Source organism: Pseudoalteromonas sp. MMG005 (assembly GCF_018101015.1).
In the GTDB taxonomy this organism is placed as follows: domain Bacteria; phylum Pseudomonadota; class Gammaproteobacteria; order Enterobacterales; family Alteromonadaceae; genus Pseudoalteromonas; species Pseudoalteromonas aurantia.
Genome location: NZ_JAGJEK010000009.1, coordinates 46,100 through 63,815, shown reverse-complemented (window position 1 = coordinate 63,815; position 17,716 = coordinate 46,100). Strand labels below are relative to the sequence as shown.

The 17,716-nt window shown below is 40.4% G+C and carries 9 protein-coding genes; all 9 read right to left on the bottom strand.

The genetic code is table 11. The annotated features are described in order from the left end of the window. Positions 1-9 precede the first annotated feature (9 nt). A complete protein-coding gene (gene pyrD, locus J8M01_RS08650; RefSeq protein ID WP_211057725.1) occupies positions 10-1,020 on the bottom strand; it encodes a quinone-dependent dihydroorotate dehydrogenase in 1,011 nt (336 codons plus the stop codon). A 98-nt stretch (positions 1,021-1,118) separates the two neighbouring features. Next, entirely contained in the window at positions 1,119-5,957 is a 4,839-nt protein-coding gene (locus tag J8M01_RS08645) for an NAD-glutamate dehydrogenase (protein WP_211057724.1), read from the bottom strand. Positions 5,958-6,159: 202 nt separating this feature from the next. After that, a complete protein-coding gene (locus J8M01_RS08640; protein ID WP_210997422.1) occupies positions 6,160-8,490 on the bottom strand; it encodes an MMPL family transporter in 2,331 nt (776 codons plus the stop codon). Continuing rightward, positions 8,490-9,485 carry a YCF48-related protein gene (locus J8M01_RS08635; protein WP_211057723.1) on the bottom strand — a complete coding sequence of 332 codons (996 nt, stop codon included), beginning with the start codon at positions 9,483-9,485 and terminating at the stop codon, positions 8,490-8,492. Before J8M01_RS08635 ends, J8M01_RS08640 begins: the two co-directional genes overlap by 1 nt. A gap of 96 nt (positions 9,486-9,581) precedes the next feature. Continuing rightward, a complete protein-coding gene (locus J8M01_RS08630; RefSeq protein WP_192507226.1) occupies positions 9,582-10,949 on the bottom strand; it encodes a DUF1329 domain-containing protein in 1,368 nt (455 codons plus the stop codon). A gap of 11 nt (positions 10,950-10,960) precedes the next feature. Beyond that, positions 10,961-13,078 (bottom strand): DUF1302 family protein, encoded by a 2,118-nt coding sequence (locus tag J8M01_RS08625; protein WP_192507225.1) that lies wholly within the window; start codon positions 13,076-13,078, stop codon positions 10,961-10,963. Positions 13,079-13,315: 237 nt separating this feature from the next. After that, the gene (locus tag J8M01_RS08620) at positions 13,316-13,537 is read right to left on the bottom strand and encodes a DUF2835 family protein (RefSeq protein ID WP_192507224.1); all 222 of its coding nucleotides are present in this window, start codon (positions 13,535-13,537) and stop codon (positions 13,316-13,318) included. A 5-nt stretch (positions 13,538-13,542) separates the two neighbouring features. Further along, positions 13,543-16,137 carry an aminopeptidase N gene (gene pepN, locus J8M01_RS08615; RefSeq protein ID WP_211057722.1) on the bottom strand — a complete coding sequence of 865 codons (2,595 nt, stop codon included), beginning with the start codon at positions 16,135-16,137 and terminating at the stop codon, positions 13,543-13,545. A 52-nt stretch (positions 16,138-16,189) separates the two neighbouring features. After that, positions 16,190-17,638 (bottom strand): Na+/H+ antiporter NhaC, encoded by a 1,449-nt coding sequence (gene nhaC, locus J8M01_RS08610; RefSeq protein WP_192507222.1) that lies wholly within the window; start codon positions 17,636-17,638, stop codon positions 16,190-16,192. Positions 17,639-17,716 lie beyond the last annotated feature (78 nt).

The following is a 17,716-nucleotide window of genomic DNA, read 5'->3' as shown; positions in this document are numbered from 1 at the left end:
AACGGATCCTTATAACCCGTCAACGATCCTTTTTACCAGCCCTGGGCCTTTGTATATAAAGCCCGTATATACTTGAACCAAGTCTGCACCAGCAGAAAGTTTCTCTTTTGCAGATTCTGCTGAATCAATGCCACCAACGCCAATTATTGGTAATTTACCATCAGTAATACGTCTCAACTCATCAACAACAAACGTCGACTTTTCTCGAACTGGACGACCTGATAACCCACCAGCTTCTTCGGCATACTGCATACCTTGAACAGCTGTGCGTTCCAGTGTCGTATTGGTCGAAATCACGCCATCGATGCGATTTTTTGTAAGTGATTCAGCGATTTGAGCAACTTGGACCGCGTCAATATCAGGCGCTATTTTAACAAGCATAGGCACTGATTTATTGTGCTTGGCAATTAAATCCATTTGCTCACTCTTCAAACTTTCAAGCAAGTCATCTAACGCATCACCATACTGAAGATCACGTAACCCAGGTGTATTCGGTGAAGAAATATTCACTGTAATATAAGACGCATATTCAAACACTTTACGCATACAATGAATATAATCGTCTTTGCCTTGTTCATTCGGAGTATCTTTATTTTTACCAATATTGATCCCCAAGATCCCAGAATAACGAGATGCTTTAACATTACTTACTAAGTTATCTACACCTTTATTGTTGAACCCCATACGGTTGATAACCGCATGTGCATCAGGAAGACGAAAAATACGTGGTTTGTCGTTTCCTGCTTGCGGTCTAGGTGTCACAGTACCGACTTCAATAAAACCAAAACCCATTTGTGCAAATGCATCTATACATTCCGCATTTTTGTCTAATCCTGCTGCAAGTCCAACAGGGTTTTTAAAATCAAGTCCTAAGAAGTTCACAGGCTTGTCTGCCACTGTTTGAGACCACGCTGCACTCAGTGGTGTATTTGCAAAACGACGTAAATTATTTAATGCAAAGTCGTGGGCCCATTCTGCATCGCGGCTAAACATATAACGTCGTGCAATATCGTAAAACATGAAAACTCCTAAAAGATCCTAAGTAACACACATCTACTGAATAAACAGCAGATAAAAAAATACCCCAGCAAGGCCGGGGTATTTTAACGAATTATAATTTATTTGGAAGTATCACAGTTATGACTTAATAACATCAATTCTCGTAATGCAACCGAGAACTTCGCAAAATCATGACTTTGCGAAGTCTTAAACTCTAACAACATCTGTTGCCAGCGGTGTAACAACGATGATTGACTATCCATCCACTGCTCCACTAAAGCATTTACATCATGATCATCACCTTCGAAGCTATTTAATACAACTTCTGATAACGAACGCTGCTGCCAATCGAGTTCTTCACGATACGAAGCACGAGCAAGTGCTTGCCAATGGTTCGCAACTGGCTGAGCCGTAATTTGGTCTAAGAACCAATGAAGACCCATGCTTGAACCAAGCTTGAAGTAGGTATTTGATACCACCTCAATCTTACGTTTAGAGTTATCCGCTACTTCAGCTAAATCCATAACCGAGAATAGACTAGATAATGACACAATACGTAATGCAATATCTGCCGGCACGCCTTGCGCTTCGAGCTCAGCAGCCTTAGCTGAAATAGTCTCTTTCTCTTCTTCAATCATGTAGCTGTTTAAGTTGACACTCACATCTTTAAACGTCGGAGTGAAAAACTCTATTGTTTGCTCAATGGTCATTGCTTTATTGCGATGACGTAAGAACCAACGTGTTGCTCTGCGAACCGTTCTACGTAATTGATACAGCATCTCAGTTTGAACCGCAGCTGGGATCTTATTATCCAGCGCCGCAATTGACGACCAAGTTGTACTCATTTCAAAGATAGCACTAGCAATTGAGTAACATAACGCGATTTCGCTATCTGTTGCGCCAGTTTCTTCATTCATACGTACCATAAAGTTCAGGCCCATATCATTGACGATATTATTGGCCAACTTTGTTGCAATAATTTCTTTGCGTAGTGGATGGTTATCCATTGCAGCATTAAATTTATCACGAAGTGGTACCGGGAACGAAGTTACTAGCAACTGACGGTAATATGGATTTTCCGATACTTCATCAACGACTAATGACTCTTTAAGTACCATTTTTGAATAAGAAACCAACACAGACAATTCTGGACGCGTCAGGTCTTTACCAGCTGCTGCACGCTCAGCTAACTCTTCATCCGTCGGTAAGAATTCAATGTTACGGTCAAGCTTACCATCTTTTTCTAACGCATGAATAAAGCGTACTTTTTCTTTCAGCGTTGCCGGGCCTTTAGACTTAGTAATAGACAACGTATGAGTTTGGCGATAACAATCTGCAAGCACCAACTCAGACACTTCATCGGTCATTGAATAAAGTAATTCATCACGTTGTTTCTGGGTTAAATCACCTTCAGCAACCAAGCCATTCAGTAAAATCTTAATGTTTACTTCGTTATCTGAACACGCAACACCACCTACGTTATCAATAAAGTCCGTATTAATACGGCCGCCTTTTGCTGCAAACTCAATACGCCCAAGTTGCGTCGCACCTAAGTTACCACCCTCACCAAATACTTTAGTACCAAGTTCAGAGCCATTAATGCGAAGTGCGTCATTGGCACGGTCACCTACGTCAGCGCTTGTTTCGCTGGTGTGCTTAATGTAAGTACCAATACCACCATTCCAAAGTAGATCTGATGGCATCATTAGCAATGCTTTGATCAGTTCATTTGGTGTCATACTGGCTTTTTTCGTGCCCACCATTTTCTTCATTTCTGGTGTTAGCGTAATTGACTTTGCCGCACGAGAGAAAATACCACCACCAGCAGAAATTAACGATTTATCATAATCTTCCCAAGAAGATCGTGGTAGTGCAAACAATCGCTCACGTTCTATATATGAAGATGCGGCATCCGGTGTTGGGTCAATAAAGATATGCATATGGTTAAATGCGGCTTGTAAACGAATGTGCTTTGAAGCAAGCATACCATTACCGAATACATCACCCGCCATATCACCAATTGCTACCGCTGTGAAATCGGTTGTTTGACAATCTATCCCCATTTCACGGAAGTGGCGTTTTACTGACTCCCATGCACCTTTGGCTGTGATCCCCATTTTCTTGTGGTCATAACCAATTGAGCCACCAGAGGCAAAGGCATCTCCTAGCCAGAAGTTATAATCATCGGCAATACCATTAGCAATGTCAGAGAATGTCGCTGTGCCTTTATCAGCTGCAACCACCAAATATGGGTCATCTTCATCATGACGTACAACATCAGCCGGTGGCACAATATCACCATGAATAATGTTATCGGTAATATCTAATAAACCACGGATAAAGATTTTGTAACAAGCTTGCCCTTCTTTGAAGAATGCTTCACGTTCACTTGGTAGTTGCTTACAAACAAAACCACCTTTCGAACCAACTGGAACAATCACTGTATTTTTAACTTGTTGCGCTTTTACCAAACCAAGTACTTCGGTACGGAAGTCTTCACGGCGGTCAGACCAACGTAAGCCACCACGCGCAACTTTTCCGCCGCGTAAGTGAACACCTTCAATGCGTGGTGAGTATACAAAAATCTCAAACGCAGGAAGTGGCAAAGGCATATCAGGAATACCACTTGACTTGATCTTGAATGATACATACGACTTATTTACACCATCCGCTTCTTTTTGGAAGAAGTTAGTACGTAACGTGGCATTGATCATGTCGACGTACAAACGAATGATTCTGTCATCATCTAAGTTAGCAACATTTTCCAGTTCTTCATAAATACCCGCAATCAGTTTATCGAGGGTTTTTTCTGCTGCTGGTTTTACAGGTGTGAACTTTTTAGTAAAGAGTTCTACAATTTTTGCCGCAATATTTGGGTAATTATCAAATGTGCTTTCAATATATGTTTGTGAGAATGTAACACCAATCTGACGCATATACTTTGCGTAGGCTCTTAAAATTGACGCTTCACGACCTGTTAAACCACCTAATAAAACTAAACGGTTAAAGCCATCATTTTCAAGGGTATTGTTCCACACATTTGTAAGCGCAGCTCTAAAGCGCGCTGATACTTTATCAAACTCAGCAATACCTTTGCTGTCTAACAACATTGAAAAGTCCATGATCCAATTGACGCGACCATCGTTCGTCTTCACTGCATATGGTGTTTCACCAATAACACGTAAGCCAAAGTTTTCCAACATTGGCATTACATCAGAAAGATGAATAGGCTCGTCTTTATGGAACAAACTTAAACGGACTATTTGTGAGTTAGCTTCTTCTTGCGGACGATAGAACAGCATTTCTAGCTTATGCTCTTCGTCTAACTGCTCTAGTTTTTCGATATCTACAACAGCTGCACTTGGTAAAACCTGATCTTTATAGGCATGTGGAAAAGCACTTGCATATTTACGATTCAGTTCATTACCCCGAGACTCACCGGCACTTTCTAATAGTGCACCTTGTAGTTTGTCTTCCCAGGTACGAGCGGCTTCAACTAAGTTATTTTCGATGTCTTTCACGTTATATTCAATGTTGTTGTCAGCTACGCGCACGGTGTAATGCGTTCGTGCAAGCGTAGATTCGGAGAAATAAGTTGTGAACTCAACTTTTTCAGAAGACTGAAACGCATTTGCTAACAATTGCTGAGTTTCACGACGAAGCGCAGTGTTATACCGCTCACGAGGAACGTATACCATGCAAGACAAGAAGCGACCGTAAATGTCCTTACGAACAAACAAACGACACATGTCACGCTCTTGAATTTGTAACACACCCATCGCGACTTCTAGCAATTCTGCTTCGCGAGCCTGCACAAGCTCATCACGAGGGTACGTTTCCAAAATATTTAAAACTGCTTTATACGCATGCGTGCCTTGGGCAAAGTCACACATTTGCATAATGCGATTTATCTTAGATTTTAAAACAGGAACATCTGCGGCACTATTATTATAGAAACTTGACGAGAACAAGCCAATGAAACGATCTTCACCAACCACATTGCCTTTGTCGTCAAATCGCTTGATGCCGACATAATCAACATAGGCTGGGCGGTGAACACGTGATAATGAATTCGTTTTTGTTAGAATCAATAAATTTTTACTACGCGCTTCTTTACGCGCAACTTCTGGCAATTCAGATAGAAGACGACTGCCTTCTGAAGAAGAGTTCTTCATCAATCCCAGACTTGTTCCTGCAACTGGTTTTAATTCATGGTCCCCTTGCACTGGGCATAAATCATATTGGCGATAACCCATAAAAGTAAAATTATCACTAACTAACCAATCTAGAAACTCAACCGTTTCATTAATTTCAGCCTTGCTGCAATCAGAATCTCGAGTTGGCAGCTCTTTGCTAACTGAAACTAGTCTATCTCTAATTGCCAACCAATCTGCAACGGCAACAGATACATCTTTCAATACAGATTCTAACTCTGTCTTAAAAGATTCAATAATTGCTTCATCAGTTTGATGATCTATTTCTATAAAGAAAACGGTTTTAGTTGACGTAAGTTCTTGTTCTGTTTTTAAATTCGTAAGGTCGCTGATTTGACCATTTTCACTGCGTTTAATTTTTAATGGGCAATGCAGTAAAAGGTGAGATGCAATGTTTTCGCGACTCAATGCCATTCGCACTGAGTCAACTAAAAATGGCATATCTTTGGCGATGATCTCGACTATCGTGTGAGACGACTGCCATCCATCTTTTGCGACTTCTGGATTAAAAACACGAATGACAGCATCATCCGAAGTATTTTGTTCTAGAGAGTTCCAAAGACTAAGCGCCGCACCGTATAGGTCACTGTCGTTACGATTGGCCAAATCCTCTTTAGACATATTGCTGTACAAGGCTTTGGCGAATGTTTCAACGAGTGACACGTTTTCGGCATGAACTTTCTTATGAATCAACTTGCAGACGTTATCGAGAATAACTGATGCTGAACCTTCATTTTGTGTCATTATGTGTTCCTTAATCTATACCACCTTTGAACGGTAGATTATTTGTACAGCCATTTATTAGCGTGGAGTCAAATGAATTTTAACCTTTCTGGCGCTAATAAACAGCTTTTTCGATGAAAACATTTTAAGCTTTTCAGCTATTTGCTCATCTATTCACAAAATATAGATATAAATGGCCAATCATGGCCATTCCAAAGCACATTTATTCACAGTTTTTTTTCTGGTCGGTCCAGAGTAGCGTGCCTATAGCAGGTAACAACAGTACTGCACCCAGCATATTCACTAAAAACATAAACGTTAAGAGTATGCCCATATCAACCTGAAACTTCAGCGCAGAGAATATCCAGGTACTTACACCAATTGCCAAGGTTATTCCTGTAAATAGTACAGCACTTCCGCGCTCGGCTAATGCATTACGATACGCCGCCGATAAAGGGACTCCTTGCTTCAGTTGCCCCATCATCGAAGACAAAATATAAATTCCGTAATCCACACCAATACCGACACCTAACGCAATAACGGGTAATGTGGAAACGGTTAATCCAATCTCCAATTTCACCATTAATGCTTGAGCTAATGTCGACACAATATACAGAGGTAATACAACTGCAATCGTTGCTTTAACACTTCTGAAGCTGATTAAGCACAAGATAATTACCGCACCATAAACGTAAATCATCATTGGTAATTGTGCTGACGATACCGATTCATTGGTCGCTGCCATAACGCCAATTGGCCCTGATGCCAATTTAAATGCAACTTTATCTGTACCCTCATCATCTGCAAATTGTTTTATATTTGAAATGACATGATCTATTGTTTCTGCTTTATGATCCTTCATAAATATAATGACTGGCATAACAGAGCAATCACCATTGAGTAAGCCTGTACTGGTTTCAACTCGTGATGTGGCTTGTACCAAAGATGCACTATTTCTTGGTAATGTTTGCCATTTTAAATTGCCTTCGTTATAGCCAGCATTAACTGCTTGGGCAACCGACGATAGCGACACCACCGACTGTACACCTGTTAAATTTTCTACTCGCCATTGAAAACGACTGATCCGCTCCATTGTGTCGTGTTCTGTACATGCAGCTGGGTATGCTTCAACGATTACCTTCAAAATATCAGACGAAATCGCATAACGATCTGAAATCAAGAATGTATCTAGGTTATACCTTGCATCTTGGTGTAACGCTGGTGCGCCAGCATGCAAGTCGCCTATTCGCATACTTTGTGATTGCCAATAACCAAACGCAAATAAAATAGCGGACACCAACAATATAAACCGTGCCCACTTCTTATCTGTTGCTTTTACCAACCCTTCTCTGACTTTTGTGAATACTGTATTTGAGGAACTATTTCCATCATCTAAGCGTCTAATTTTACTTGAGCTAAAATACGATGCCAAAATAGGCAACAAGACCAAGTTCGTAAATATAATAACGGCAACACCCAAACTGGCCGTAATTGCTAGTTCACGAATAATACCGATATCGATCGCCAATAATGTCAGAAAACCTACGGTATCAGATAATAATGCAATACCACCTGGGATTAATAGCGCTTTAAAACTGGCTTGAGCCGCGACTTTACTTGAGACTCCCTCAGCAACTTTCTTCCCAATGGCATTGATCATTTGCACCCCATGGCTTACACCAATCGCAAAAACCAAAAACGGTACCAAAATTGACATCGGATCGAGACCAAAACCCAAGCTTGATAGTAGTCCTAGTTGCCATACAACAGCAATAAAAGAACAAGCTATCGGTAATAGTGTCAACTTAAAGCTTTTGCAAAATAGCCAAACCATGATGAAAGTAAATCCGATTGCCAATGCAAAAAAGAACACCACGCCTTTTGCACCATCAGCGATATCACCAGCCATCTTTGCAAAACCAATAATATGGATAGTAACAGTATCGGTACTTAATGGTGTTCTGATTTCTTTCTCTAATTTGTCTGCAAAAGCAAGCGTATCTAACTTTTCTTGGGTTTGCGGATCTATTTCCATTAACTGTGCAGAGACCATTGCACAACTATAATCACTGGCGATCATACGCCCCACAACATTCGCTTTTTCTATGTTCTGTTTGACAGTAGCCAAACCTTGCGTTGTTGGCGCAAAATTGGCGGGAATAATTGGTCCGCCAGCAAATCCATCTTCAACAACTTCAACAAATCGTGCACTTGGAGAAAAAATTGAATTCACTAACGGCCGATTCACACCTGGAATAAAGTAAAGCTGATCATGCACCGCTTTTAATTGAGCAAAAAAGTCAGCGTTAAAAATATCACCTCCTTCATCACAGACTGATAGTAGTATGCTATTTGCTCCTCCAAATTGCTTTTCATGCTTTAAATACAGTTGCATGTACTCATGTTGCAGAGGAATATTCTTATTAAAAGAGGCATCTAACTGTATCTGTGTTGCTTTATAACCAAGTGCAACCGTCAATAGGCTAAATAGTACAACGACCATCATCCTATGACGAAATACCATATATTCAAGTTTACTCAATATAGCTTGCATTACTTATTAACCTCCCAAGCTATCAAACCTTTCTCTGTCGCCATAATCAACTTACCCTTAAATGAAACGGCCGCTAATACCGAATATCCAGTCTCAAGTTGTGATTGCGTCAATGTATTATTATATTTAAAAATGAAACCACTATTAGCCAACATATATGCTTGCTCTTGATGGGTTACAATCGAGTTAATTGTTGCTGTCGTTGAGATATTTAACCTTCTAAACTTCAGTTGGTTCATGTCTGCTATAAATGCGTTACCTCTCAGCCCTGCTACAATTAGCTGATCAGAGCCATACGCCGCCACAGTAAAAAACGATCCGGGGTAAAATTCATCAAGTCTCGTCCATGACTCCCCCGAATTTTCGCTTAACGCAACAAGCCCCATTTCTCCAACTAAAATATGTCTGTTTCCTTTTATCAACAGTCGATTAAAATGTGGGAGAATGAATTGAGTTTCCTCTTCATAGGCGACAATGTCTTCTTCTTTTAATTCAGCCAAATATGCTTTGTCGTCTGGGTGCACAAAATCGTCGATAAATTTATTCTGCCAAGTTTTTCCACCATCAACTGTTACGTAGTACATACCATATGCGCCAATTGCATATCCATGTTCGGTATCAGTAAATTCAATGTCTAAACAAGGCTTTCCTACTTCAGGCAAATACTGCTGTAACTGCCAGTTTTGACCATCATCTTTACTAAACAGAATAGTACCGTCATGGCCACATGCCCATGAAGCACTTGGGCTCAAAGAAGTAACAGCCGTCAATAGTACCTGTGCCGGAACTTGTGCTTGTGACCAAGTAACACCATCCGTACTGGTTACAATCGTGCCGTGTTTCCCCACCGCGATTAAAGAGCTGCCATTATATGTAATGTCTGTGAACAGTGTTCTTTCTGGTGTTGCCACTTGTAATGCAGCGTTTGGCATCACGAAACTATTTGCAGAAATTACAAACAGCATAAATATACTAGCAATGGTTTTTTTAATCATGCTGACTACTCAAAATGCTATATGAATGGCGAGAGTTCGCCTAGATATGAATTGCCAATAGCCCTATGGCTATTGGCAAATGGGATAAGCGTAATATTAACGCTTGCCTTCTCGACGCAATGCGCTTTGTGTAAACTCATTGTCTTGGAAAGATTTACTAAAGTCGTACATGCTTTCTTCATTATCTAACCCGATAGCAAGATAACGACGCGAGTTCAAATCATGGTAAACATCAAGTGTACTCCAATGAGTGGGTACGTCGTAATAATTTAAACCATGCGCCATTGCTACCCTGTACATTTGGTCTCTATTGTCATACAGGTCAGCGATATGAATTTGCCAACTATCTTCATCAATATAGAAAACACGCTTTTTATAAATATGGCGAGTACCTTCTTTTAAATTAGCTTCTACAACCCATACACGGTGTTTTTCATATCTAACATGCTCAGGGTTAACATGTCCGGCCATCAAAATATCATCATACTTAAGTTTATCGCTATGCAATTTGTAACTATTGTATGGGATATATAACTCTTGCTTACCTTTGAGCGTCCAATTGTAACGATTTGGTGAACCATTGAACATATCAAAGTCATCCGTCGTTCTTAAACTATCAGATGCTGTACCAGGTGCATCATAAGCCACATTTGGTGCTCTACGAACGCGTCGCTGGCCAGTATTATATGTCCATGCTTGGCGTGGCGTTAAAATCTGATCCATGGTTTCATGTACCAGTAGAGCTGTACCTGCTAAACGTGCAGGTTCTGTGACTTTTTGCTTAAACTTAAACAACACATTTGACTCTTTAAGCTCTTCTGGTGTCACATCTGGATCCGAATACTTCACCAATAGCTTTTCATCAAAACCAATTATATTGTAAGACCCAGACTCAGTTGGCATCGCCTGACCGCCAAAACGTGCTATCGATAGCCCTCGATAACGAAGTAAGTGGTTCCAAATTGCTTCTAAACCATCTTTTGGCACTGGGAAAGGAATACCAATTGCTGTATTTTTAATACCATTCCCACCTTCAATCAGCTCCGCTGTAGATGCATATTTTTTTGTCGCGTCATAAACAAACTGAGGGTATGCCGCCGTTCGGCGTGTCTGATAGATATTCATCTTAAACGTTTCTGGATACGTTTCAAACAATGAGATTTGGCCTGGGCTTAATAACGATTTGTACTTATCAAGATTACTTTTATCTATTGTTAAAATGATTTTATCATCAGCAAATGGGTCTGGGTGATGCATGCCCGATTTAAAACTCGCTGGTGGTTTAGTTATTCCACCAGTCCACGCAGGAATAGAGCCATCTGCATTACCCGCAGTCTCTGCGCCAATTGGTGTCAAATCTGCACCTAAACGTGCAACGTCTTCTGCCGACATTTTTGCTATTGCACTCGGTGCTGATAGCATCGCTATTATTGTCGCGGCAACAAATGTAGGTTTTCTAAACATACTGAAAGCCCTTAAATTGAATACTTAATATTAAAAGATACAAAATCACGGTCTGCAAATGTATTGGTAGCACCGCCACCCCAGAACGTGTTGTAACCAAAATCAAATGACCAAGCATTTTGATAGCTAAAGTTCATAGTTACACCCAATGACTTACGATCTTCCACAAACAAAAACATTGGATCAGGAGTGATACCATTCACATCATGAGAGAAAACAAATCGTGGCGAGAAATTAACGCCGGCGAATAAGTTGTTATATTCACCTTTCGCAATAAGTCGATAACCCCATGCAGATGCTGTTGGAAATGGGTTGACCTCAGGACCGTTAGACACTGCTTGGTGTATTAAATCATAACTGCGACCCGATAAACCTTCCACAGTACCGCTTCGGCCTGTACCTGCAACGTTGAGTCGCAGCTCATCATAGCTAGGCATGTCTTTAATTGTAACCCCTCCGACTTCGCCCACAACCGCCCAACTATCAGCTCCTAAGCTCGGACCGAATAAATGTGTCGCAGTAAACTGCAATTGCATCGTGTCTTTTAATACAAAGCCTTGTGCAATTTCACCTGGATTCACATAGCTAACAGCATCACCTTGACTCAATTGAGAAAAACCAGCGAAATCATCTCGTCGACCCGCGTAAGCAAGCTGCTCGACCATGCCTGCGTATAACAATTCAACATCATCTATTTGCAGCGGTTCATCTTGACGATAAGTAAACTCACCTGCAAACGCTGTTTCACCTATGGCGGTATTAAAACTTAACCCATATAGTTTAATATCTTCTGGGTACGCTATTTGCCCCTGAGTAAATGCATTCAAGTTAGTAATATTATCTTCAGTGATTGTATTTTGCGAAATATACTGAAGATCAGCACCAACCGCAGCATTGGTAAAGTTCGAAGCTTTACCTGATATCAATGGACGCCGGCTATGATAATTTATGTAGTAAAGCGCAAATTCAGTGTCATTCAGCTCGGGGGAATAAATACCTAAACGCAAACCGAATTGACCGGAGTCTTTAGGTTCTACTTTGCCAGCATCCCCTTTTCCCTTTAAAGCAACCTTTGTCGGGTATTGCAAATACATACTCGCCAGTAAAGTTTGGGCTGAGGCACTAGTTAAAACACTCGTGTCAGTTGTATCTAAACCCTGAGCCGCTAATGCGCCAAGCCAGTTTGCTTGCAAGCCGTTAAGAGAATCGGTTAGATGCATTAAATCTATGTCAGGATTTGATGTGAAACCAAGCTGGACATTTTGACTATAACCATTCTCAGAAGCAAAATCATTGGTTGAAAAATAGCTACCCGAGGCCGGTAAGCGCGTTTCATGCCATTGATACTGATAAAAACCTTCTAAAGTGATATTTTCAGTGATCCCTAATGATGCCCAAAGCATGCCAACAGGAATGAATGCTTCTTTAAGCTCCGAACCTGGTGCTTTCAGCCGATCAATATCAACCGGGTTAACATTTATTCCGTGAGAAATAAGAGTACTTTCCCCCCAGTTCACAACTTGCTGGCCCAGACGAACAGACAATGGGTTATTGCCACCATTTAAGTCAAAGTCAGCCCACACAAATGCATCAAGAAGGCGTACATCAGAACAAACTTGCTTTTTCGTCTCATCATCAGCACACGGATCGACTTTATTACCTGACACGGGATTTCGATAAGCAAAGTCGCCATCTTCCATTGCAAAATCATAGAAATACATAAAGCGAGAAAAGAAACCAAAGTTATCTTTACTTATGCCAAAGTCATGGGTCCCTTTCACCAACTGAGAAAATGTGTCTCCAGAATCAAAGTTTAAATTCCCGGCATCGCCATTATTTGAGTACGCACCAGCATTAGCCCATACATCTGCAGACGTGTAAACAGTATTACCAGTCAATGCATTGTAGCCATCCCAATTAAAACGAGGGTGGTTACTTTTACCTATGTACTGAAAATCACGATCTTCTACTCGTATACTTTGACCATAGGAAAATGTTGAGTCGAATGTGATTTCAAAATCACCAACTTGGAAGTTTGCAGCAAGTAAAGGTGCACTACTTAGCGTTAACGCCGCAGCACTAAGACCGAGCATTATTTTGTTTTTAACAAAGAGCGATCTTTTTATCATTATTTCTCCCCCTTAAAGCGGGTTTTTATAATCGAGTTATTGTTTTTTGTTGTCGTAACGATAGAAGCGATCAATTCAAATTACAAATAGAACGCGTCCAATCGGTGCTTTTTTAACGTTTTAGGCTCTATATTACTCATGGTAAGACGTCCTACCAGATAATATATAACACGTAATTTAAGTTTATAACAAACTCATTTAACAAAAATACAATAATAGTTATAAGAAAAAGTCTCATTAAGCGATTTTCTCGAGTGAAATAAACGCACTCTGTGCATCTAAACATAACCGAAAACGGCCCCTAATCCCTATTGATGAGACAAACTTTCTTACATGAATGGCAGGAAAGCGGATCCGCTTTCCTTGGTCTTCTACGACTTGAACAAACTTTATACTTCCATCATAAAAGTCTAAACATTGCTCATAGTCCAAATACATCGTGAAAAAGTATTCTTGCATACAAATTAGCTCAGCGCTTTTTCGACTTTTTCATATAAATCATCACTTAAATTCGTTAAGTCAGCTAATCTTTGCAATTGTGCTTTCATCAGTTCTTGGCGTGTTTTATCAAACTTTTTCCATGACATAAACGGAGTCACCATCCTAGATGCATTTTGCGGATTTAGGCCATTAAGCTCAATCAGCAGATCACCTAGCAGCTTATAACCTGCTCCATCCTCTCGATGGAACTGAGCTGGATTACTTCTAGCAAAGCTCCCTACTAATGCCCTCACCCTATTTGGATTTGATTTATCGAAGCACGGATGGTTATAAAGTCCATAAAGATTATCAATCGTAGAATTTGAATCAATTGTTGCCTGTAAAGAAAACCACTTATCCATGACGAGTAAGTCATGGCGCCAAGCTGCATCAAAATTTTCCATCAACGCACCCGTGCAGGAAAGATCTGCGGCAGTAGCTGCTTTCAGCGCCCCTAGCTTTAAAGTCATATTTTCACTCAGGCTTTGAGTTTCCAACCAACCTTCAATATCCTCATCAGCCACATACGCTAAATAATATAAACAGGTATTTTTCAGTGCCCGAGCAGATACACCATCATGAGATAATTCTCCCTGCTCTTTAGCGCTTACATAAGCTGTCTTAAGCGCGTCAGTAAGACTAACAGCAATATCATGCTTAAAGTCCTTAATCACTTTTACAAGCGCATTGACAGGTACTTGCGTAAATCCTGCTGATAATGCATCAAAGTTAGGTAATGACATCAGCTCCGCAATAAGCGCAATATCACCATTACGTTCTGTCAATAATTGCTTCAACACAGCCATTAACTTAGGATTTAATGTATGTGTGATATGTCCATCAAACTTGTTTACTTCTGCAAAGACTTCTTGTGAAAAGGCCTGCTGCATCGCCTCCCAACGCGCATAATCACTACTGGCATACTGAATAATATGGATCAACTGCTCCAACTTATAATTGTATTGGATAATACATGGGGCTGAAAAGTCTTCAAGTAATACCGGTACAGGCTCCTGCTCAAAACCTTCAAAAACAAATTGGTGGTGTTCATTCGTGACATTTAATATTTTCGAAACTTCCCGGGAGTCGCATATTAATGGAAGTATTTCTCCATCAGGTCCTAACAACTCAAGTGCAAACGGGATATGTAACGGCTCGACCACTGGGTCATTGGTTGCTCTATGTTGAGTCAATTCAATTATGAACGTTTGCTTTGTCGGATCAAAGGACGTGACCACCTCAATTGTTGGTGTGCCAACTTGCTCATACCATCTTTTAAATTGAGTTAACTCAACACCACTGGCATCTTGCATCGCATTCACAAAGTCATCACATGTCACAGCTTGACCATCATGTCGGTCAACATATAATTTCATGCCTTTTTGGAACCCCTGCTCTCCAAGCAAGCTATGCATCATCCTAATGACTTCTGCACCTTTATTATAAACGGTAACAGTATAAAAGTTATTCATCTCGATAACTTTTTGAGGTCGAATTGAATGTGCCATTGGCCCTGCATCTTCGGTAAACTGGTGCGCCCTCATCGCCATCACGGCATCTATTCTATTAAGCCCCCTAGAACCGAGATCACTACTAAATTCCTGATCTCTAAATACAGTCAAACCTTCTTTTAATGACAACTGAAACCAGTCTCTACAGGTCACTCTATTGCCAGTCCAGTTATGAAAATACTCATGACCAACTATCGACTCAATCGTGTGATAATCCCTATCGGTTGCCGTTTGTTGATTCGCTAATACACATGCACTATTAAAAACATTGAGGCCTTTATTTTCCATGGCGCCCATATTGAAAAAATCAACGGCAACAATCATGTATATATCTAAGTCGTACTCTAGATTAAAACGACTTTCATCCCATGCCATTGCCCGTTTTAACGACTCCACCGCATGTGGAGCTTTGTCGAGATTACCCTTGTCAACAAATAAGGCTAGCTCAACCGCCCGGCCAGACTGAGTGATGAATTCATCCTTTAAAACATCAAAGTCACCAGCGACTAATGCGAATAAGTAACTCGGTTTTTTAAATGGATCTTGCCACTTTGCATAATGGCGCCCGTCTTCGGTTACCCCGTCTTCGATTTTATTGCCATTTGATAGCAAGTATGGGATAGACTTGTCAGCGACAATCTTCACATCGTACGTAGTCAAGACATCTGGTCTATCCAAAAAATATGTGATTTTACGAAAGCCTTCAGCTTCACACTGAGTACAATAAGCACCAGCTGACTGATACAAACCTTCCAAAGAAGTATTGGTACTTGGAGATATCTCTGTGCTTATCTCCAAATCAAAAGAGCTTGGCAACTCTGTCAATAATAAATGGCTTTGTGACTGTTCATACTGCGTATGTGCTTTACCATTTACCTTTAAAGTTAACAATTTTAAATCAATACCATCCAGTCGTAAATCGGTAGTGTCGCTTATCGCATTATAGTGAGCGATAGAAATTACTTTGGTTTTGGTTGGTTGTAAATCAAACGATAAATCCAAGTGCGAGACGGTGTGTGAGGGAGGTTGATAATCTTTTAGGTACTTTGCTTGAGGTTTTTCTTGCATATTTATATCCTTGCATAAGTGCCCGAATTGAGTTCGGACACTTAGTCTACGTTTATTCTGAACTTTGTGGTTTAATTCTAAGTATTTTCACACCTAAGTAAGCATAAACCACAGCCAATAATGGATTTATTAAATTAAAGAACGCATATATAGCATAGTCAAATGGGTTAATAAGTAATACGCTTTGCATGTAAGCACCACATGTATTCCACGGAATCAATGGACTCGTTATCGTACCACCATCTTCTAGCGTTCGAGATAAATTAACACTACGCAAACCTCGTTTTTTATATTCATCTTTGAACATTCTGCCAGGCACAACAATTGCGATATATTGATCGGCTGCAACAATATTTGTTCCTACGCAGGTCGCAATAGTCGACGCGATCAACGAGCCAGTACTTTTAGCGATTTTTAAAATACTGCGAACAAATATTTCAAGTAGCCCTGTTTTTTCCATAATCGCACCAAACATCAATGCAGTCATGATAAGCCAAGTTGTTGTCAGCATACTCGCCATGCCTCCGCCACTTAACAAATCATCCATTTTAGTGTCACCAGTCGTAATACTAAAACCTTGATAGAAAGTTGCCCAAACTAATTTAATATAGCCAACTAATTCACCTTGTGAACCATCTAGCTGGCTTTGAATTAGATCCCCTTGGAACAAAATGGCCCAAACAGCCCCCACGACTGCACCAATAGAAATAGCGGGAAATGCTGGCATCTTTTTAAACGCCAAGACCAATAATACCAGTAACGGTACAAGCATCATCAAATTAATATTAAAATTGCCTTTTAAAATACCAACAATTTCATCGATTCGACCAACGTCACTACTAGCATCGGCATTAAAGCCCATAAAAATAAATATAATTAGCGCTATGACAAAGCTCGGTACTGTTGTCCAAAGCATATGATGAATATGTTCAAATAGATCGGCTCCAGCCACGGCTGGTGCTAAGTTTGTTGTTTCTGATAATGGGCTCAGTTTGTCACCAAAGTAAGCACCTGAGATAACGGCTCCGGCTGTAACAACTTGATCTAACCCAAGACCTGTCGCCACTCCTAACAAAGCCACACCGATTGTTGCCGCTGTGGTCCAAGAGCTTCCAATACTCATTGCAACTATGCCGCAAATTAAGCAGCTTGCTGCATAAAACCAACTTGGATTAATAACCTGCAAACCATAATAAATTAAAGTTGGTACGGTACCTGACAATAACCAAGTGCCGATCAAAGCACCAACCATCAGTAAAATTAGGATCGCCCCAAGAGAAATGGTGATCCCTTTTATCATTGCTTCTTCTAAGGTTTTCCATGTATACCCGTTTTTCAATCCCACCAGAGCTGCCGTAAAAGTAGCAAAAAGCAATGCAATTTGATTCGGGCCAGAAGACGAGTTATCACCGTATAAATAAACCGCGCCACCTAAAAGACTGACAAGGACAACTATTGGGATCAACGCATCCAATAGTGAGGGTAGTTTTTGTTGTTTCAAATTGAGTACTCCTCTGCATAACAACGCTATGCTTATTCTTATTTTTACTAAGGCCTATTTCAGGCTTATTATTACTGT